Annotated in this window: 21 protein-coding genes; 5 read left to right on the forward strand and 16 right to left on the reverse strand. The window is 37.0% G+C overall.

Translation table 11 applies throughout. The annotated features are described in order from the left end of the window. Positions 1-42 precede the first annotated feature (42 nt). The 12 genes from D1094_RS15035 to rpoE form a co-directional block, all read right to left on the reverse strand. Entirely contained in the window at positions 43-288 is a 246-nt protein-coding gene (locus D1094_RS15035) for a hypothetical protein (protein WP_118960928.1), read from the reverse strand. A 178-nt stretch (positions 289-466) separates the two neighbouring features. Continuing rightward, positions 467-853 carry a holo-ACP synthase gene (gene acpS / locus D1094_RS15040; RefSeq protein WP_118960929.1) on the reverse strand — a complete coding sequence of 129 codons (387 nt, stop codon included), beginning with the start codon at positions 851-853 and terminating at the stop codon, positions 467-469. A 31-nt stretch (positions 854-884) separates the two neighbouring features. Next, positions 885-1,616, reverse strand: coding sequence for a pyridoxine 5'-phosphate synthase (pdxJ, locus tag D1094_RS15045; protein WP_118960930.1), 732 nt, complete (start codon positions 1,614-1,616; stop codon positions 885-887). A gap of 34 nt (positions 1,617-1,650) precedes the next feature. Further along, a complete protein-coding gene (gene recO, locus D1094_RS15050) occupies positions 1,651-2,370 on the reverse strand; it encodes a DNA repair protein RecO (RefSeq protein ID WP_118960931.1) in 720 nt (239 codons plus the stop codon). A 5-nt stretch (positions 2,371-2,375) separates the two neighbouring features. After that, complete coding sequence (gene era / locus D1094_RS15055; protein ID WP_118960932.1) at positions 2,376-3,302, reverse strand: GTPase Era; 927 nt, start codon at positions 3,300-3,302, stop codon at positions 2,376-2,378. Between the two features lie 15 nt (positions 3,303-3,317). After that, positions 3,318-4,064 carry a ribonuclease III gene (gene rnc / locus D1094_RS15060; RefSeq protein WP_118960988.1) on the reverse strand — a complete coding sequence of 249 codons (747 nt, stop codon included), beginning with the start codon at positions 4,062-4,064 and terminating at the stop codon, positions 3,318-3,320. A 50-nt stretch (positions 4,065-4,114) separates the two neighbouring features. Continuing rightward, positions 4,115-5,035: a signal peptidase I gene (gene lepB, locus D1094_RS15065; protein WP_118960933.1), complete on the reverse strand. Its 921-nt coding sequence runs from the start codon at positions 5,033-5,035 to the stop codon at positions 4,115-4,117. 6 nt (positions 5,036-5,041) lie between these two features. Further along, positions 5,042-6,832 (reverse strand): translation elongation factor 4, encoded by a 1,791-nt coding sequence (gene lepA, locus D1094_RS15070; protein WP_118960934.1) that lies wholly within the window; start codon positions 6,830-6,832, stop codon positions 5,042-5,044. A 263-nt stretch (positions 6,833-7,095) separates the two neighbouring features. Beyond that, complete coding sequence (locus D1094_RS15075) at positions 7,096-7,560, reverse strand: SoxR reducing system RseC family protein (protein ID WP_118960935.1); 465 nt, start codon at positions 7,558-7,560, stop codon at positions 7,096-7,098. 3 nt (positions 7,561-7,563) lie between these two features. Next, the gene (locus tag D1094_RS15080; protein WP_118960936.1) at positions 7,564-8,550 is read right to left on the reverse strand and encodes a MucB/RseB C-terminal domain-containing protein; all 987 of its coding nucleotides are present in this window, start codon (positions 8,548-8,550) and stop codon (positions 7,564-7,566) included. Positions 8,551-8,605: 55 nt separating this feature from the next. Then, complete coding sequence (locus D1094_RS15085; protein ID WP_118960937.1) at positions 8,606-9,313, reverse strand: sigma-E factor negative regulatory protein; 708 nt, start codon at positions 9,311-9,313, stop codon at positions 8,606-8,608. A gap of 66 nt (positions 9,314-9,379) precedes the next feature. After that, positions 9,380-9,961: an RNA polymerase sigma factor RpoE gene (rpoE, locus tag D1094_RS15090; RefSeq protein WP_118960989.1), complete on the reverse strand. Its 582-nt coding sequence runs from the start codon at positions 9,959-9,961 to the stop codon at positions 9,380-9,382. 284 nt (positions 9,962-10,245) lie between these two features. On the opposite strand from rpoE, the gene nadB reads away from it, so the two are divergent. Next, complete coding sequence (nadB, locus tag D1094_RS15095) at positions 10,246-11,868, forward strand: L-aspartate oxidase (protein ID WP_118960938.1); 1,623 nt, start codon at positions 10,246-10,248, stop codon at positions 11,866-11,868. Here the strand turns inward: nadB and D1094_RS15100 are convergent. Next, positions 11,843-12,277, reverse strand: coding sequence for a hypothetical protein (locus tag D1094_RS15100; protein WP_118960939.1), 435 nt, complete (start codon positions 12,275-12,277; stop codon positions 11,843-11,845). The two genes, nadB and D1094_RS15100, sit on opposite strands and share 26 nt — an antisense overlap. A gap of 49 nt (positions 12,278-12,326) precedes the next feature. Further along, the gene (locus tag D1094_RS15105) at positions 12,327-12,614 is read right to left on the reverse strand and encodes a succinate dehydrogenase assembly factor 2 (RefSeq protein WP_118960940.1); all 288 of its coding nucleotides are present in this window, start codon (positions 12,612-12,614) and stop codon (positions 12,327-12,329) included. 200 nt (positions 12,615-12,814) lie between these two features. Between D1094_RS15105 and ygfZ the strand changes: the two genes are divergently transcribed. Both ygfZ and D1094_RS15115 read left to right on the forward strand, forming a co-directional pair. After that, a complete protein-coding gene (gene ygfZ / locus D1094_RS15110; RefSeq protein ID WP_118960941.1) occupies positions 12,815-13,795 on the forward strand; it encodes a tRNA-modifying protein YgfZ in 981 nt (326 codons plus the stop codon). Between the two features lie 33 nt (positions 13,796-13,828). Beyond that, positions 13,829-14,317 (forward strand): peptidylprolyl isomerase, encoded by a 489-nt coding sequence (locus D1094_RS15115; RefSeq protein ID WP_118960942.1) that lies wholly within the window; start codon positions 13,829-13,831, stop codon positions 14,315-14,317. Positions 14,318-14,414: 97 nt separating this feature from the next. On the opposite strand, the gene D1094_RS15120 is transcribed toward D1094_RS15115, so the two are convergent. Beyond that, positions 14,415-14,897: a YajQ family cyclic di-GMP-binding protein gene (locus D1094_RS15120; RefSeq protein ID WP_118960943.1), complete on the reverse strand. Its 483-nt coding sequence runs from the start codon at positions 14,895-14,897 to the stop codon at positions 14,415-14,417. A gap of 190 nt (positions 14,898-15,087) precedes the next feature. Between D1094_RS15120 and D1094_RS18550 the strand changes: the two genes are divergently transcribed. Then, the gene (locus D1094_RS18550; RefSeq protein WP_147361087.1) at positions 15,088-15,489 is read left to right on the forward strand and encodes a VanZ family protein; all 402 of its coding nucleotides are present in this window, start codon (positions 15,088-15,090) and stop codon (positions 15,487-15,489) included. A 10-nt stretch (positions 15,490-15,499) separates the two neighbouring features. Then, positions 15,500-16,489, forward strand: coding sequence for a ketopantoate reductase family protein (locus D1094_RS15130; RefSeq protein ID WP_118960945.1), 990 nt, complete (start codon positions 15,500-15,502; stop codon positions 16,487-16,489). 70 nt (positions 16,490-16,559) lie between these two features. Here D1094_RS15130 and thiI read toward each other — a convergent pair whose 3' ends face one another. Beyond that, positions 16,560-18,014 (reverse strand): tRNA uracil 4-sulfurtransferase ThiI, encoded by a 1,455-nt coding sequence (thiI, locus tag D1094_RS15135; protein ID WP_118960946.1) that lies wholly within the window; start codon positions 18,012-18,014, stop codon positions 16,560-16,562. Between the last annotated feature and the right edge of the window lie 109 nt (positions 18,015-18,123).

The raw sequence follows: 18,123 nt of genomic DNA on the forward strand, positions 1-18,123 counted from the left end.
TTGATCCCAGCATAAAAAGATGCCTAATTAAACAAAGTTAACTTATCTTATTTTAATATTTGGCGAAGTGTTAATATCACCATCTTCAGTAATCACGGCAACACCACCGCTACAAGTCAGCACAGCTATACTGCGGCCTTGTTCATTCCTTACAAAAGATAATTCATAACCAAACTTCCCCAAACTACTGGCTGAAAACTTTTGCGCAAGCGAAAGCTTATTCCACCAAACTGATTGCTCTGGAGCTTCCGTTCTCCTTTCAATCATCGGTTTTGTCTGTGATTGCATGACATTCTCCACTCAGGCGTATAATTAATCTGCACCTTATCAAATTAAGTGTAGACTAGTTATCTGAGAAAAAGAAAGTTGGATGAATACTTTATTATCGCTTTTATCGATTAAAATATAGGCAACTCAAAAAAACAGTGATAATTCAAACAGTAGCCTTTGTTTAAAAATTATACTTTTATTGAGATAAAATTACGGTTGCGGTTGCATAGTGAGTTTCATCGGCAAGTGAAATATGCCAATGGTTGGCTCCAAGAGACTGTGCAATCGTTAAAGCGCGATCGGACAGTTTTAATATGGGTTTACCATTATCTAATGAATCAATTATAAAGTGTTGAAATGATACGCCATCGGCAATGCCTGTGCCTAAGGCTTTTGCTGCAGCTTCCTTCCCTGCCCACCTTTTTGCTAAAAACGCATTGGCTATATTTGTTGAGGCCTGATCATACCTTACGAATTCGCATGGCGTTAATACCCTTCTGGCAAGACGCTCTTTCATTGCCTCTTTCATGTCTGTAATACGATTGACTTCAATAATATCAGTACCTAGACCTACTACAGACATAAAATACTCCTATATAAACTCATAATAATGATTAGCTGCGCGCTTCTCTCATCAATTGCTTCATATCCCTGACCGCTTTATCTAAACCATCAATCGCTGCACGTGCAATAATGGCATGACCAATATTTAGCTCAATAATTTCCTCAATAGCCGCAATTGGCTTAACATTAAAGTAATTCAAACCGTGGCCTGCATTCACTTTAATACCTAAGCTATGAGCATATTTAATACCTTGGGTCAGGCGATCAAGCTCAGCTAATTGCTCTTTTTCACAGGTTAAGTCTGCATAATGCCCCGTATGAATCTCAATATATGGCGCTTTTGTTGCTAATGCAGCATCTATTTGAGCTTTATCGGCATCAATAAATAAACTGACTTTGATACCTTGTTTACTAAGCTTTGTGACGGCATCAGTCACTTTTTCAAGCTGCCCTATAACATCAAGACCACCTTCTGTAGTTAACTCTTCTCGTTTTTCAGGTACTAAACAACAAAATTCAGGTTTAACTTCACTTGCGATGTTAATCATTTCATCTGTAACAGCCATTTCAAAATTCATACGACTGTGAAGAGTTTGTTTTAATACGTAGATATCTCTATCTTGTATATGCCTTCTATCTTCTCGTAAATGCACAGTAATACCATCAGCACCTGCATGCTCAGCAACACTTGCCGCATAAACAGGATCAGGATAATTGGTTCCTCTTGCTTGTCTTAACGTTGCAATATGGTCAACATTTACACCTAATAATAGTTCTTTCATATTCTTTCTCTTTCAATTCTTTTGTGTAGGTACTTTAGCGCATAGAGCTAAATAATTTCCGGCTATTCAATGGTTTATTGCCAAGTAATTGATTAATTACTTGCCTCATTAACTGCTTATAAGTCTGAGCGGCAGCTGAAGATAACAGCACATTTTTATTATCAATATGCTCAGCAACTTCCTGTAAATGTTGTGCTAGAAAGGTATTGGTAAAGCCCGTTTCAGGCGTCACTTTTTCATGCAGACTTTCTACAGCAACAAAACCTTGTTCTGGTAAATAAGAAAAACAGTGAGCATCATACTCAAATATAGGCTCGAAATCGAATGACATTCCTAATTCCGCAAGTAAACCTAATTCAAACTGCCTTAATAATGGTGCAATATTTTGCTGCTTTGATAAGCAGTCTATCGTTTGATGATACAGATAAAATAACGACTCGCATGGGATGTCTTGGCTAAGTAAACGTATCAATAATTCATTAAGGTAAAAGGCGCTATAAAGGTAACTTTGCTGAAGTTGAAATGACTTACTTGCTGACTCTATTGAAGTAATTTTTTTAATAGCGCCTAAATCTTTTACCGCTAAGTTTAAGGGAAGAAAAGGTTGAATCAACGCTTTTTTAATAGAACGTTTAGATTGGCCAATATAAACTAATGCTGACAGTTTGCCTTGATTAATAGTCAGTAAATCAACCAGATATTGATTATCCCTGTAAGGTCTACTATGTAATACAAAGGCACGCTGTTCAGCCATTTAAGTTAGCCTGAATAGTCATCACCGTAACCTAAGCTACGTAAAGCTCGCTCATCGTCTGCCCAGCCAGACTTAACTTTAACCCAAGTTTCAAGAAATACTTTGCTTTCAAATAGGTTTTCCATATCTCTACGAGCTTCTTGCCCGATGGTTTTAAGTCGTTCACCTTTATTACCAATTACCATGCGTTTTTGGCTCTCTCGTTCAACCAAAACAAGGGCATTAATATGAATAACGCCCTTCTCATCCATTTTAAATTGTTCAATTTCAACAGTGGTTGAATAGGGTAATTCATCACCCGTAAAACGAATGAGCTTTTCCCTAATAATTTCTGAGGCCATAAAACGACTAGATCGATCGGTAATATGGTCTTCAGGAAACCAAAAATCTCCTTTAGGTAGTGCATTTAAACAAAGGTTTTTAATGGTATCTACGCCATGACCTTTACTTGCTGAAATAGGCACAATATCTTTAAAGTCATGCATCGCCCCAAGTTTTTGTAAATGCGGTAATAACTCATCTTTATCAGAGATGTTATCCGTTTTATTAACAACTAATATGCACGGAGAACCACTTTGTTTGACTTTATTTAGCACTAAGTCATCATCGGCAGTCCAAAGCGTTCCTTCAACCAAAAAGACGATTAGTTCAACTTCGCTAATTGAGCTACTCGCTGCACGGTTCATTAAACGGTTTATCGCACGCTTTTCATCACTGTGTAAACCTGGGGTGTCAACCAAAATACCTTGTCGATTGCCTTCGGTTAAAATCCCTAATATACGATGGCGAGTTGTTTGTGGTTTACGTGAAGTTATACTTATTTTTTGCCCAAGTAATGCATTGAGTAAAGTTGATTTACCAACATTTGGTCGACCAACAATAGCAACTAAACCCGCAAAGCTGTCACTTTCGTGCTCATTTAACTTTGTCATATTTTTTCCTATTAGTTACTTATTTTTTGATGATGCAGCATTTTTAGTGGGTTTGCTACCCTGCTGCTTTTGTGGCTTTGCTTCAACTATCAATTCAAGAATTTGCTCTGCAGCAGCTTGCTCTGCTTTTCGCCTACTTGTGCCTTTCGCTATCACTTCTTGGTCAATAACTTCTGCGACACATCGCACAGTAAATTGCTGGTTGTGTGATTGCCCTGTAGTATCAATAACGTCATAATTAGGTAAAGGTATTTTTCTTCCTTGCAAGTATTCTTGCAAACGAGTTTTTGGATCTTTTTGTTCATTACCAGGCTTAATGACACGCAAACGTTTTGAAAACCAAAGTAAAATCAATTCTTTACACTTGTTAATATCGGAATCTAAATAAATAGCACCAATAATAGCTTCAATGGCATCTTCTAATATAGATTCACGGCGATGACCGCCACTTTTCAGCTCGCCAGGCCCTAAAATCAAACATTCACCCAAATCAAAATCGCGAGCGATTTCGGCTAGGGTGACTCCTTTAACAAGGCTAGAACGCATTCTTGTTAAGTCACCTTCGTCATGCTTAGGAAACTGTTCAAATAAGGCTTCAGCGATAACAAACCCCAAGATGGAATCACCGAGGAATTCTAATCGTTCATTGTGTTGGCCTTTTGCACTTCGATGCGTTAACGCTTGTAACAGCAAAGAGTCATCTTTGAATTGATAGCCAATTTTTTTCGTCAACCTAGCTAAATCATGAGGATTTGTTTTCACAGATTTAGCTGACTTCTTTAATGATAATTTTGTCAATTTAATTGGCCAATTTAGTTGATTGCACCTAAGCGTTCAAAACGAACGCCTGTTGGTATCCAACGAGGTAAAAAGCTATCGTCGCCTCGCTCAAAGTCAAAACTCATCCAAATGGCAACGGCTTCACCAACAAGGTTTTCTTCGGGAACAAATCCCCAAAAGCGACCATCTAAACTGTTATCACGATTATCGCCCATAACAAAATAGCTATTTTCAGGAACTAAAAACTCATCTCTTCCAGTACCCGCTTGAGGGTAATAATGCCTAGTTCTTGGTAGAACTTGACTATTATTCATTACCTTATGAGACCTATTAGGTAGCTCTGATACAAACTGATTCATATCAGATTCAGAGTCTGGTCCTTCATATTTACCTATTAATGTTTGCAACACGGGGGTGAACTCTGGGCATTTTTCATCACTTTCTTTACAAGCAGGCTTAATAAAAAGCTGTTTGTTGCGATAAATAACACGATCACCGGGTAAGCCAATAACACGCTTAATATAATCAATTCGAGGATCTTCAGGGTATTTAAATACCACTACATCACCACGTTCTGGCGCGCCATTTTCAAAAAACTTACTACGAGTTACCGGATCTTTTAAACCATAGTTATATTTATTAACTAAAATAAAGTCGCCATCAAGTAGTGTCGGCATCATAGAGCCTGATGGTATTTGAAATGGTTCATATAAAAATGAGCGTAATATCAACACAAAAGCAATCACAGGGAATATCTGTACTGAGGTTTCCACCAAAGGTGATGGTTCAGAAATTTTTTCGACTACTTCTGTCGGCAACTCACCACTGCATTGACTTTTTGCATCAGCCAAATTGAGTTTTCTTTGCGGCGCAAGATAGAATTTATCCATTAACCAAACAACACCGGTAATCAAGGTAATTGCAACTAATATAATTGAAAAATATGCAGCCATAACGTCCTACTTGTCTAACTTTAACACGGCTAAAAACGCTTCTTGAGGAACTTCAACATTACCTACTTGCTTCATACGTTTTTTACCTTCTTTTTGTTTTTGCAATAACTTTTTCTTACGACTCACATCACCACCGTAACACTTAGCTGTTACGTTTTTACGCAACTGCTTAACGGTTGTACGAGCAATAACGTTATTGCCAATAGCGGCTTGAATGGCAATATCAAACATCTGACGATGTATAAGCTCTTTAAGTTTTTCTACAAGCATACGGCCACGAGCTACTGAATTACTACGGTGAGTTATCATGGCGAGTGCATCAACACGATCACCATTAATCATGACATCAGCTCTAACCATATCTGCCGCTTGAAAGCGCACAAAATGATAATCAAGTGAAGCGTAACCTCGGCTGGTTGATTTAAGCTTATCAAAGAAATCCATCACCACTTCTGCCATAGGTAACTCATAAGTCACTGCCACTTGGTTTCCATGATAAATAATGTCTTTTTGTACACCACGTTTTTCAATACATAAGGTAATTACATTACCTAAGTGTTCTTGCGGTACTAAAATATTGGCTTGAACAATTGGTTCACGAATCTCATCAATATTGTTAATCGCTGGCATATCGCTCGGGTTATCAATTGATAAAACCTCACCATTTGTACAGGCAATTTCATAGTTTACTGTTGGCGCTGTGGTTATTAAATCAAGATCATATTCACGTGCTAAACGCTCTTGAATGATCTCCATATGAAGCATACCAAGGAAACCAATACGAAAACCAAAACCTAAAGCCGATGAATTCTCTGGTTCGAAAAATAATGAAGCATCGTTAAGGCTAAGTTTATTTAACGCATCACGAAAGCTTTCATAATCATCTGAACTAATCGGGAATATACCAGCATAAACTTGCGGTTGTACTTTCTTAAAGCCACCGAGAGGTTGTTCCGCTTCTTTTTTAGCAATGGTAATGGTATCACCTACAGGTGCACCATGAATTTCTTTAATACCAGCAATAATAAAACCAACTTCACCGGTTTTTAGAACGCCTGTCTCTGTTTGCTTAGGGGTAAAGATACCAACTTTATCGATAATATGTGTTTGCCCTGTCGACATAACCACCATTTTATCGCCTTTTTTCACTTCACCGTTCATAATACGAACGAGTGAAACAACCCCTTGATAGTTATCAAACCACGAGTCAATGATTAATGCTTGTAAGTTAGCCTCTGGATCACCTTCAGGTGCTGGGATATGCTGTACTATATCTTCCAAAACATCTTCAATACCAATACCTGTTTTAGCTGAACACTGCACAGCGCCAGTAGCATCGATGCCAATAATATCTTCTATTTCTTCTGAAACTCGGTCTGGATCAGCCTGAGGTAAATCAATTTTATTTAAAATAGCACGAACTTCTAAATCCATTTCAATTGCTGTGTAGCAATTGGCAACCGTTTGTGCTTCAACACCTTGCCCAGCATCAACAACAAGTAAGGCACCTTCACAAGAAGCCAAGGAACGAGAAACTTCATAAGAGAAATCGACATGGCCTGGCGTATCGATAAAGTTAAGCTGATACGTTTCACCATCTTTCGCTTTATAGTCTAAAGTGACACTTTGTGCCTTAATAGTAATGCCACGTTCACGTTCAATATCCATAGAGTCAAGAACTTGCGCCTCCATTTCTCGCTCTTGCAAACCACCGCAATGCTGAATTAAACGATCAGAAAGGGTCGATTTACCATGATCAATGTGAGCAATAATAGAGAAATTTCGAATATTTTTCATAAAGGAGAGTCAAATAAAAAGCGTTAATTAATATAATGGCGTGATTTTAACGAATTTACTGCCTTGGGGCTATCTTTTGTTCAGATATCTTTTGTAATAAAATTTGCCAAGTTTTGAATACTAAGGGTTGTTGCGCTTTGTATAAAAATGATACTAAGAGATAAAAATACGTTAATCATGGCAAAAGGTGTTAGGTTTAATCATCTTAATCAACAATTTTTACGCGCAGTAAAGTGATTATAATCTCAAGTCTCTAGGTATGTTTACCCGCGAGGGTTTACAATTACTCTGAGTATTTTAGGTTCTAATTTTTCAGCATATTTGTGAGTTTTCTGCAAATACTTAGCAAATACATACCCTAGATAACCGCCTGTAATACCGATTAAAAAAGAAAGAAACTCGTGGTTTATCACTTTTAAATCGATTAACCATTGGCCAGCAGCCGAGGCACCAATCAAACCTAACAACGGCAATAAATAGACTTGCCCAGCGCTTGTTAATAAGTCACCTTCAGGAATACCTAAGATAACACTATCTCCAACTTTCAACGATGACGTTGTTGGTAAATTTAAAGTCACTTTCATCTGTTGTTTTGGTAATGCCTTTGAGACTTGCCCATTTGCACAGCTGTCGACTTGCGAGCACCCACTGCAAGTTGATTTAATTTGACTAGTTAGTGTAACTTGTTTATCACTTATCGAAATGACCGTGGCTAATTCTTCTGTCATACTTTATTGCACCACGTTAGGTTTTACCGAAGCAGGACCTATTGAATCAGCTATTTTTTTCGCACTGCTTAATGGGATTTTTCCAACAACACTAACTTCCAAGCCATTGATTACTTGGTTTAATACTAGTGTTGCTCCATCATGGGCAAACTCAGTTTCCCGACGTTTTTCTTGCGTAGGATTTACATATACCGATACATCAACTAAACCATCGCTAAAAAGCATAAATTCAACAGGTTTTCTATTACTGAGCATTCTATGACGATTTGCTTTAATACTTTTAAAACCTTCTGGTAACCAATTTACACGCCATAAAAAATGCTTTTCTTGCTCATTATGGCTTAAGTCTAGGGGCGTCGGTAAATCAGTCCCTTGTAACTGTATTAAGGCATCAGATAGTTCTTCTGAAATATCAAGATGAGTAAATTGAATTTGTTCTAACAATTGCCCTTGTCGAGTAATTACCGCCATTTTCAGCAATAAAGCGCTTTGTTGGTCAAGCCACAACCAATAACCATAACGATGGTTATCTTTGGCAACAATTCTAATCAATTGAGCTGCTCGACCTAAAATTCGACTTCGGCCGACAGAAATAAAGCGATAGTTTTCTTCAAGTACAGTGATATCTTCACTAAAAATGGCAGGAATTGGACCGTTTAACGCATTAGATGCCACAGAGTAAACATCTTGCTCTGGTTCGATATAACTAACCACTTTACCTTTACGTAGAATATCTCTACGAGGCCCATTAAGCCTAGCAAGGATTTCAAGTTCAAAGTTGCTATCATCAACACCATGAACCCAGCGATAGGGTTCAGCTTGATTGTTTTTAACGACAACAAAAGAGGTATTGAAATTAAGTTGTCGAAGCGATTTAGATAATCGTTCTAACCATACTTTGGCGCTATCATTTTCTATAGCGTCAGTTTCAACACCAACTGCAGAAAAGCTAATACTAAAAAATAGTAAGAACCATGAGAAGAGTTTCATACTTACTCGTAACAAAAAGAAATGATTATCAACTAATAAAAAATCTTAGCAACTATTATTTTTCCGTTTCAACGGTTGGAACTTGCTGAAGTTTCACTTGTTGCTGGTGATCAATTAATAATGCTTGAAAACGACGCTGTTGTGCAATTCGTTGCTCATTTTTTTCTTTAACTGTCATTTGTTGAGTTTGTTGCTTTTGCTCTGTATTTACATTAAAGCTTACCGGGTTAGCGAAGCCACTCAATGGAATAGTTTGTACAACTTGGCTAGGCATTAATGGCTCTACTAATTGATTTTCAGCACTATTTTGTTGTACACCAATAATCATAAGTCCAGCGGCTGACGCAGCGATAGCCATTTGACCGACAGGTTTTAGTAATTTAACTACTTTAGCTTTAAATCGGTCTTGAGCGGAAATAACATTAGTTGATTGTTCGGTATTTGGTTGAGGTGTAAAGGCAACTTCTTCGTTATTGCTTTGAGCTTCTGCGGCTTGCTCATTTATATTGGTTGAATTAATTGGGGATAAAATTGTTGCTTCTTGAGCAATGGCAGCACTGATTTGTTGGGAAATATCAAGTTGTAGTGTATCTGACATCTCTTCTCTCATGACATCACCAATAAGGTGGTAGCTTTGCCAAGTAGACGTGAGGTCTTCATCCTTGAGAATATCATCTAATGCTTTATTAACAGAATTTTCATCTGAATTAGCGCGATAATTATCAACTAATGACGATATAGTCTCAAATTTACTTTCACTCATATACTATTACCTTAACACCTAAAAAAAATGGTTTTCAAATAGCTTTACGCTATTTTATGCGTATTACTATTTATTTTTCAACAACGGTTGAATCTTCTTATCTATGGCATCACGCGCTCTAAATATGCGCGATCTCACTGTACCGACAGGACAATCCATAATCGTGGCTATTTCTTCATAGCTTAACCCTTCTAACTCCCTAAAATTTATCGCTATGCGTAAATCATCGGGTAAGGATTCTATCGTGCTAAAAATGACTTTTTTGATTTCTTCAGTTAGTAGCACTTTTTCTGGCGAAGCATTTTCACGTAACGCCTCACCACCATCATAAAATTCGGCATCTTCTACTTCAACATCGTTACTAGGCGGTTTACGCCCTAATGCAACACTGTGATTTTTGGCGCAATTAACCGCAATACGGTAAAGCCATGTATAAAATGCACTTTCACCTCTAAAGTTAGGCAATGCTCGATAAGCTTTAATAAAAGCTTCTTGCACTATGTCAGGTACATCACTTTGATTACTGACATAACGACCTACTAAATTGGCAACTTTATGCTGATATTTAGTTACTAGCAGGTTAAACGCATTTTTATCGCCGCGCTGAACCCGTTCAACCAATTTTTGGTCGACGTTTTGTTCGCTCATTCGAGCCGTACCTTCTATGACTGGCAGTTCTTTTAAACTCATATTTTCCATTTGGCTCATAACAAACGCACAAGATAAGACTATGCATTTGTGTAAAAGTTCTCTTTTTTTTAAGTTTTTTTTAAAATAAGGGGGATTTGTTACTTTAAAGTAGTAAAAATACTATATCAAAGAGCTAACAAAAGGTAATATTCGCCCCATATCAACGCTTAATTATAGAATATCTAAATCCACTTTACTTATAAATCAGCAAAGTAATATTTTTTTAGCTTTCGGCAACTACTATGACTCAACAAAATAATTGTGATGTACTGATCATCGGCAGCGGAGCAGCTGGGTTAACCTTAGCCCTTCATCTAGCTAAAAATGCAGATGTGGTGATCCTAAGTAAAGGCCCATTAAACGAAGGCTCTACCTATTATGCACAGGGTGGTATTGCAGCTGTTTTTGATGAACACGACAGTATTGCTGCACATGTTGACGATACACTAATTGCAGGCGCTGGTTTATGCGATGAAGAAACTGTTGAATTCACAGCAAAGAATGCCAAACCTTGTTTAGAGTGGTTAATAGAGCAAGGCGTAGCATTTGATAAAGAAAAAGATACGGGTGGCGAAGCAAAATATCATCTAACACGTGAAGGTGGGCATAGCCATAGGCGTATCCTTCATGCCGCTGACGCTACGGGTCAAGAAATACAAACCACTTTGGCTAGCCGTGTGAAGCAACATTCTCGTATTCGAATTTTTGAAAGATACAATGCCATTGACTTGATTTGCCAAGAACAAACGTCTGAAAACATCCAAGAAGAAAAACAATGTATTGGCGCCTATATCTGGAATCGTAATACCGAAAAAGTAGAAAGCATTTACGCGCAAAAAACCATTCTAGCAACCGGCGGGGCAAGTAAAGTATACCAATACACTTCAAACCCTGATGTAGCGAGTGGTGATGGTATTGCTATGGCTTGGCGCGCTGGTTGTCGCGTAGCAAATATGGAGTTCAATCAGTTTCATCCTACTTGCTTATTTCATCCTGATGCCGGCACATTCCTATTGACTGAAGCCTTACGTGGCGAAGGTGCATTATTAAGGCGCCCCGACGGTAGTCGCTTTATGCCAAGTTTTGACAAAAGAGCAGAGCTAGCGCCTAGAGATATCGTAGCACGAGCGATTGACTTTGAGATGAAACGTTTAGGTGCTGATTGTATGTATTTAGATATTAGTCATAAACCGAGTGGTTTTATCAAAGAACATTTTCCAACGATATATGAGAAAACCTTATCGTTAGGAATAGATATCACTAAGCAACCTATACCTGTTGTACCCGCCGCCCATTACACTTGCGGTGGTGTTATGGTAAATCATCATGGAAAAACCGACATTGCGCAATTGTACGCTATTGGTGAAATGTCATACACTGGGCTTCATGGAGCAAACCGATTAGCGAGTAACTCTTTGCTTGAATGCTTGGTTTTTGCAAGAGCAGCAGCGTTAGAAATTAGCGACTCATTAAAACAAGATAATGAATATATTCAATTACCTCGATGGGATGAAAGTCGCGTAACAGACTCTGATGAAGATGTTGTTATTCAACACAATTGGCATGAATTAAGATTATTCATGTGGGATTATGTCGGTATCGTGCGAACAACTAAACGATTAGAGCGTGCACTTCATCGGGTTGAATTATTACAAAGCGAAATTGCGGAATATTATCAAAACTATAAAGTTAGCAATAATTTACTAGAATTAAGAAATTTAGTGCAAGTTGCTGAACTCATTATTCGTTGTGCAATGGAGCGTAAAGAAAGTCGTGGTTTACACTATACACTGGATTACCCAGAAAAAAATCCTACAGCAAAAGCAACTATTTTAAAATCTAGTTCAGGGTCACAAGTGAGTTAATCACCCGAGACAAATGCGAGTAATCTGCTTGAGAAAAACTATCTTTAAAAATAAACATACAGTGCTTTTTATCTAAGTCTATTTGCTTACACTTTGACAATAAAGTATCACGCCTTTTATAAGTTGAATTAACTTCTAAAGGTGAGTTGACAGGTTCCATAACCAACCAAGCCCCTAGAAAGCTACAACGACTTTGCGGTAATAACTGATATACACAGTGAACATCTTCACCATGATAATCGACTAGACCACTGGTACTCAATTGAAATTGAAGTAGTGAGTCAGTAGGCTTCTTTCTATAGTTATTAAGATAAAAATCTAATAACAATCCAAAAATGACAATAATAATGAGTGCGACAGTATAATAAATCGTGTTTTGAATAATAAACAACAGTAAAAATAGCAGCATCAACAAAGCAATTAAAGCAGCTTTATAACGAGAGCTAGTTACTGAAATATTATACTTTAACGCGCTGTAATATATGTTGCACCATGGCGTTAAGCTCTGTGTCTTCACAAGTTTCATGCCCCATAAACCAAGCAAATAATTCAGGATCTTGGCAAGTTAATAAACGCTCGAAAACTCGTTGTTTATCATCACTTAAATCATCATAGGCTTCATCTACGAATGGAATAAATAACACATCAAGTTCGAGCATACCTCGACGACAAGCCCACTTTAAACGCGCTTTATTAACACCTTCGCTAGCTTGCTCATGAGTTGTTTGATTGTTAGTTATTGACATAATGCACCGATATAAGTTTTACAATGATCGCTATTCTAGCAATAACAACAACACCTTGAATAGATAAGCTTAGTTAATTTTCAAAAAAACAGTCATTTTCTACAATAGTAACTTTTTAATACCACATAACTTGTGTTTTTAAAGTTTGCCCCAAGTTAATCAGGTAATAGTCGATTTTTCACTGTTTAGAGCTAATAATTATGCCGCTAGCCACCGTTTCTGAATTACCCTCACTTGAACAACTACCTGAAAACTATTTAGTAAGCCTAGATAATTTCTCTGCCATTTCACTATCAGGTGAAGAACAAAGTAAATATTTACAAGGCCAAGTCACTTGTGATGTAAGCCAAACTACCGATAATAGCCTGCAAGTAGGCGCTCATTGTGATGCCAAGGGTAAAGTTTTTAGTGTGTTTAGGTTGATTAATCGCTTAGCTGCGCATTTATTAATTCAACCTAAAGAAAGCCTTGAGGCATCGCTAAAAGAGTTAAAAAAATTCGGTGTATTTTCAAAGGTTACCATTGAAGCGACTGACCATTTGGCCTTTATGGCATTAATAGGTGGTAATTCAGGCGAGATTTTAGCTAAGCATTTCCCTCAAACACCTGATGCATTAACCCCTGTTATACAGCATGAATCAACGACCTTAGTCTATTTAAGTAGTCATCAAGGCTGTTATTTAATTATCGACGAACAAGACAATATTAAAACATTAGCATCACTATTTGATTTAACTATTTTTCAAAGTGACGTCTGGAACTTATTTGAAATTAGCCAAGGTTTTCCAATACTTTCAAAAGAAGCAATAAATCAATATGTACCGCAAATGTTAAACCTGCAAGCGTTGCATGGCATTAGTTTCACCAAAGGTTGCTACCTTGGTCAAGAAACAGTGGCAAGAATGCAGTACCTGGGTAAAAATAAACGCGCTTTATTTGCGCTTGAAGGCAAAACTGATTCAACCATTAGCAAAGAAGATTCTCTTGAAAAGCAGCTTGGTGAAAATTGGCGCAAAGCAGGAGACATTATAGCTTCCTATGAAGCTGATAATGGCAGTAAATACCTGCAAGCCGTTTTATCTAATGACGAACAGCCAATGGCTTTCCGTTTAAAATTACAACCTAATTCTATTTTTAACATTAAAGAGCTACCATACTCATTAACTACTGAATCGAATTAAGCCCTATTCACACTCAATTTATTGGAAAGACATATGAAAATTAGCAAAAATTCTGTAGTAGTAATGCATTATGCCGTATCAGACAGTGAAGGAACTTTAATTGATAGCTCTTATGATGATAAACCAATGGCTATCATTCAAGGAACGGGGTATTTAATTCCTGGCTTAGAAGATGCGCTTATTGATCATGCTGTTGGTGACAAGTTTGAAGTAGCTGTTGCTAGTGAGCAAGCTTATGGCCCTCGCCACGACGAATATGTTCAAACAGTACCTAAAGCAGTTATGCAAGGTGTTGAAGATCTTGCTGTCGGCACACAACTTCGTGCAACAACTGACGATGGTGAGCAAACAGTTATCGTTATTGACGTGACAGAAGATGAAGTAACGGTTGATGGTAATCACCCCTTAGCAGGCATAGATTTAAGTTTTGATGTTGAGATTCTAGAAGTACGTGAAGCCACGGAAGATGAGCTTGCTCATGGTCATGTTCATACTGAAGGTGGTTGTGGTCATAACCATTAATTACTATAGAGCATGTTAAAAAAAAGGCGTTTATCTTCTTAAGATGAACGCCTTTTTCTTTCTAGTAACGGTAAAACTTCACTAATAATAAAAGCAATTAATCTTTAAAGTTATTAAATTGAAACGACTGGTCTAAATCAGCTTCGCGGATCAATTTCATTACGGCTTGTAAATCATCACGTTTTTTACCCGTAACACGTAATTTATCACCTTGAATAGCTGCCTGAACTTTAAGCTTTTCCGCTTTAATTAATTTCACTACTTTTTTAGCAACATCTTGCTCAATGCCTTCTTGAAAAGCCACATTTTGAGTAAATGTTTTACCGCTATGATCTGTGCTGCCCATAGTCATTGCTTGAGCATCAACTTTGCGTTTAGTTAATTGGCTACGCAACATGTCGCACATTTGTTTAATATGAAAGTCACCTTCTGCTTTTATCACAACATTAGGCTTTTTCCACTCAAAACTAGCTTCAACATTATTAAAGTCATAACGTCTGCTTAATTCTTTACTTGCGTTTTCTACCGCATTTCGAACTTCTTCTAAGTTGATTTCTGAAACCACGTCCATTGAAGGCATAATAATTCTCTAATATTCAATTTAATCGATGCTTTGTATTATACTCATGGTGCCTAACCAAGCAACAACATCCATAGACTTCTTTAACTGTCTTGATGTTTTTTCATCTTATACGAGCAATCAGCGGGGTATCACTATACAATACGGTTAACTTATTAATTTATAAAATGCTTAATGCGATTTTATCACTGTGAAATATCGTCTCTCCTTTATCGGCATCATTAGTCTTATTGCTATTATTTTAGTGAGCTTAGTTATGTTTTTTTCGCCTAATTTATTTGACTTTAGCCATCATAAATTTCGCTTTCCTCAAATAGACACCATCGGCCATTTCACTAGTTTCTTCTTGTTAACATGGTTTGTGCATTCATTACTAAAAATAAGCTTAGGGCGAACAATAATCACTCTGATGCTTTACGGAGCATTGACTGAGTTTGGACAACACTTTCTTGTCTACAGACAAGGTGATATTACCGACTACATCGCAGATGTTTTTGGTATTTTATTCTTCGCATTACTCAAGTTTTTATATACCTTAGTGAAGAAAAAAATGACTAAGTCTTCTACTATCAAACAAATAAACATTCAATAAAGATTTTCAAATGCCCAATAATATAAAGCCGCTCAACGTTGTAATTATTGGTCAAGGGGCAATAGGCCTCTTGTATTATCATTCTTTAAGAAAAATAGAGCTGTTAAGCGATGAAAGAAAGCCCCTTAGCACCGTTAGTACATCGTTATTAGCAACAGATCAGTATGAAGACAAAAGCAGAGCTTATAAGTTTACTGATATAAAAAACCAGCAAACCCAAGGGAAGGTTCAATTTACACAACCTAAGCACTTACAAAATGCCGATATAGTTCTGTGTTGTGTAAAGTCATATCATGTTAGTGCTGCTATTGAATCAGTTGTTGATGAGTTGAACCCAAAAGCGGTTATTATTCTTGCTCATAATGGAATGGGCACATTAGATCAACTGAATAAAAGGGTCATTAAACAACACGTTTTTGCAGCGATGCTTACAACTCACGGTAGCTTGAAAACTGATAGTTATACCATTAGACATACTGGAGAGGGATTAACGCAGTTAGGTTTAATTTTAACAAAAACTCAAGATAAAAGAGCGAATGCATTTTCTGGTCAATCTGCCTTGCAACGATTAGATTTTTTTATTGAGCTTCTTAATAAAGTACTACCTAAGGTTGTTTGGGAAGAAGACATTCGTACAGCTCAATGGCATAAACTAGCAATAAATTGCGTAATAAACCCGTTAAGTGCCATGCTAAATATCAAGAATGGTAAAATTGCTGACACCGTGCACTTAGCAAAAGTTAATGCGCTTGTGTTAGAAATTGTTGCTGTCGCACAAAAAGAGTCTGTTCATCTAAATGCCAAAAAGCTATTAGATAAGGTGATTGCGGTAGCTAAAGCGACCGCTGAGAATAGCTCTTCAATGCGTTGTGATGTATTAGCCAAAAGAAAGACAGAAATCGATTATATCAATGGTTATATTTGCAATTTGGCCGAGAAACATCACCTTAAAGCCCCTGAAAACAAAAACCTAGTTGAAGCGATAAAATCACTTAACTAGGTTTATGTTGGTGCCGATTAATCTATTGGCTATAGCTTTTATAAATCAAGCTTAAGTTATGCGTTAACGACTAAGGGCGATAAACCTTAACATTACTAAAACCATTATCTTGTAAATACAAAGCTTGTAACTTACTCATTATCCCTTGGTCGCAGTAAAGCAAGTATTCTTTACTCATATCTAAATCACCAAACTGCGTGGCAAGTTTATAAAAAGGAATATGAATAACCTTCACATTAGCAATATCTAAAGGGTTTTCATCTTCTTCCTCTGGGCTTCTAATATCAACAACGACCGCATCATTTGTTATTTCTTCAACGAATTCAACAGCTTTAATTTCTTCTTCCGTTTCTTTACCTATATCACGAATATCTAAAACACGTGTTTCATCAACAACTTTATCTAAAATTGAAAAATCAAAATTATCTTCTTCAGCTTCAACTTTCGAAAGCACTGCTTTTACTGTTGGTTTTTTAGAGATGACTCCGCAATATTCAGGTATCGTTTTAGCAAAATCTTCAGTACCAATGTTTCTTGCAATATCAATAATATCTTGTTTATCGTAGGCAGCTAAGGGTCGTAATATTAAGGTATCGGTGACTCGATTAATCACATTTAAGTTTGTTAAAGTTTGACTTGATACTTGTCCTAAACTTTCACCTGTCACTAATGCTTGAATATTTGTTTTTTCAGCGACTTTGGTCGCAGCACGCATCATCATACGTTTTAAAACAACCCCCATTTGGCCATTTTCAATTTTCTCAAGAATCTCAGCAACAACTGGCTCAAAGTCTACGGCAAAAAACTTAACACGATGCGATGCGCCAAACTTATTCCATAAATAATAACTCACTTGTTTAACACCGACTTCATGAGCAGAGCCGCCCAAATTGAAAAAACAATAATGAGTTCTAGAGCCTTTTTTGATCATTTGGTAACTAGCAACACCTGAGTCAAAACCACCAGACATTAACGATAAAACATCTTCTTGAGTCGCTATTGGAAAACCGCCTAAACCTTGATGGCGTTCGGTTACAATGAACAAATCTTTATTCTTAACTTCTAAACGAATAGTAACGTCAGGTTTTTTCAATTGAACTTTGGCACTTTCTACCTGCTGATTTAAACCACCACCAACATACTGCTCAATTTTTAAGGAGTTAAACTCATGTGTTCCTGTTCTTTTAACGCGAACACAAAAAGTTTTGTTTTCGATAGTTTTGCTATGTACTGCAAGGGTTTTTTCATATATATCATGAAGATCTATAAACTCTGTCTGCTGTACTTCTAAAAACATGGGTACGCCAGGAATACATTTTAATGCCGCAACTAATCTAGCTCTATTTTCTGGGCTGTTATCTTTAGTGTTAACTTCAACATTATCCCAATTCATTCGGGTAGTAACTTGTTCATCAACACGACGCAGTACATTTTTAATATTAGAGTCTAATATTTTAGTAAAACGCTTACGAACAGGGCGAGATTTAATCGTGATCTCAGCTTGTAACTTTACGATAAATTTCATCGACAACAGACCTAGCAGGCAAAAAATAATGGCGCGTATTATAGCAGAATTAACACAGATAATGCATTAATTATGGTTCAGCGATATGAGATGCACTTTGGCTACCGAA

The organism is Colwellia sp. RSH04 (assembly GCF_003545765.1).
In the GTDB taxonomy this organism is placed as follows: Bacteria; Pseudomonadota; Gammaproteobacteria; order Enterobacterales; family Alteromonadaceae; genus Colwellia.

What these genes read in the sequence shown, in the direction of transcription:
- D1094_RS15035 (WP_118960928.1), bottom strand. Translation starts at nt 288, where the DNA reads ATGCAATCACAGACAAAACCGATGATTGAAAGGAGAACGGAAGCTCCA.
- acpS (WP_118960929.1), bottom strand. Translation starts at nt 853, where the DNA reads ATGTCTGTAGTAGGTCTAGGTACTGATATTATTGAAGTCAATCGTATT.
- pdxJ (WP_118960930.1), bottom strand. Translation starts at nt 1,616, where the DNA reads ATGAAAGAACTATTATTAGGTGTAAATGTTGACCATATTGCAACGTTA.
- recO (WP_118960931.1), bottom strand. Translation starts at nt 2,370, where the DNA reads ATGGCTGAACAGCGTGCCTTTGTATTACATAGTAGACCTTACAGGGAT.
- era (WP_118960932.1), bottom strand. Translation starts at nt 3,302, where the DNA reads ATGACAAAGTTAAATGAGCACGAAAGTGACAGCTTTGCGGGTTTAGTT.
- lepB (WP_118960933.1), bottom strand. Translation starts at nt 5,035, where the DNA reads ATGGCTGCATATTTTTCAATTATATTAGTTGCAATTACCTTGATTACC.
- lepA (WP_118960934.1), bottom strand. Translation starts at nt 6,832, where the DNA reads ATGAAAAATATTCGAAATTTCTCTATTATTGCTCACATTGATCATGGT.
- D1094_RS15075 (WP_118960935.1), bottom strand. Translation starts at nt 7,560, where the DNA reads ATGACAGAAGAATTAGCCACGGTCATTTCGATAAGTGATAAACAAGTT.
- D1094_RS15080 (WP_118960936.1), bottom strand. Translation starts at nt 8,550, where the DNA reads ATGAAACTCTTCTCATGGTTCTTACTATTTTTTAGTATTAGCTTTTCT.
- D1094_RS15085 (WP_118960937.1), bottom strand. Translation starts at nt 9,313, where the DNA reads ATGAGTGAAAGTAAATTTGAGACTATATCGTCATTAGTTGATAATTAT.
- rpoE (WP_118960989.1), bottom strand. Translation starts at nt 9,961, where the DNA reads ATGAGCGAACAAAACGTCGACCAAAAATTGGTTGAACGGGTTCAGCGC.
- nadB (WP_118960938.1), top strand. Translation starts at nt 10,246, where the DNA reads ATGACTCAACAAAATAATTGTGATGTACTGATCATCGGCAGCGGAGCA.
- D1094_RS15100 (WP_118960939.1), bottom strand. Translation starts at nt 12,277, where the DNA reads ATGCTGCTATTTTTACTGTTGTTTATTATTCAAAACACGATTTATTAT.
- D1094_RS15105 (WP_118960940.1), bottom strand. Translation starts at nt 12,614, where the DNA reads ATGTCAATAACTAACAATCAAACAACTCATGAGCAAGCTAGCGAAGGT.
- ygfZ (WP_118960941.1), top strand. Translation starts at nt 12,815, where the DNA reads ATGCCGCTAGCCACCGTTTCTGAATTACCCTCACTTGAACAACTACCT.
- D1094_RS15115 (WP_118960942.1), top strand. Translation starts at nt 13,829, where the DNA reads ATGAAAATTAGCAAAAATTCTGTAGTAGTAATGCATTATGCCGTATCA.
- D1094_RS15120 (WP_118960943.1), bottom strand. Translation starts at nt 14,897, where the DNA reads ATGCCTTCAATGGACGTGGTTTCAGAAATCAACTTAGAAGAAGTTCGA.
- D1094_RS15130 (WP_118960945.1), top strand. Translation starts at nt 15,500, where the DNA reads ATGCCCAATAATATAAAGCCGCTCAACGTTGTAATTATTGGTCAAGGG.
- thiI (WP_118960946.1), bottom strand. Translation starts at nt 18,014, where the DNA reads ATGAAATTTATCGTAAAGTTACAAGCTGAGATCACGATTAAATCTCGC.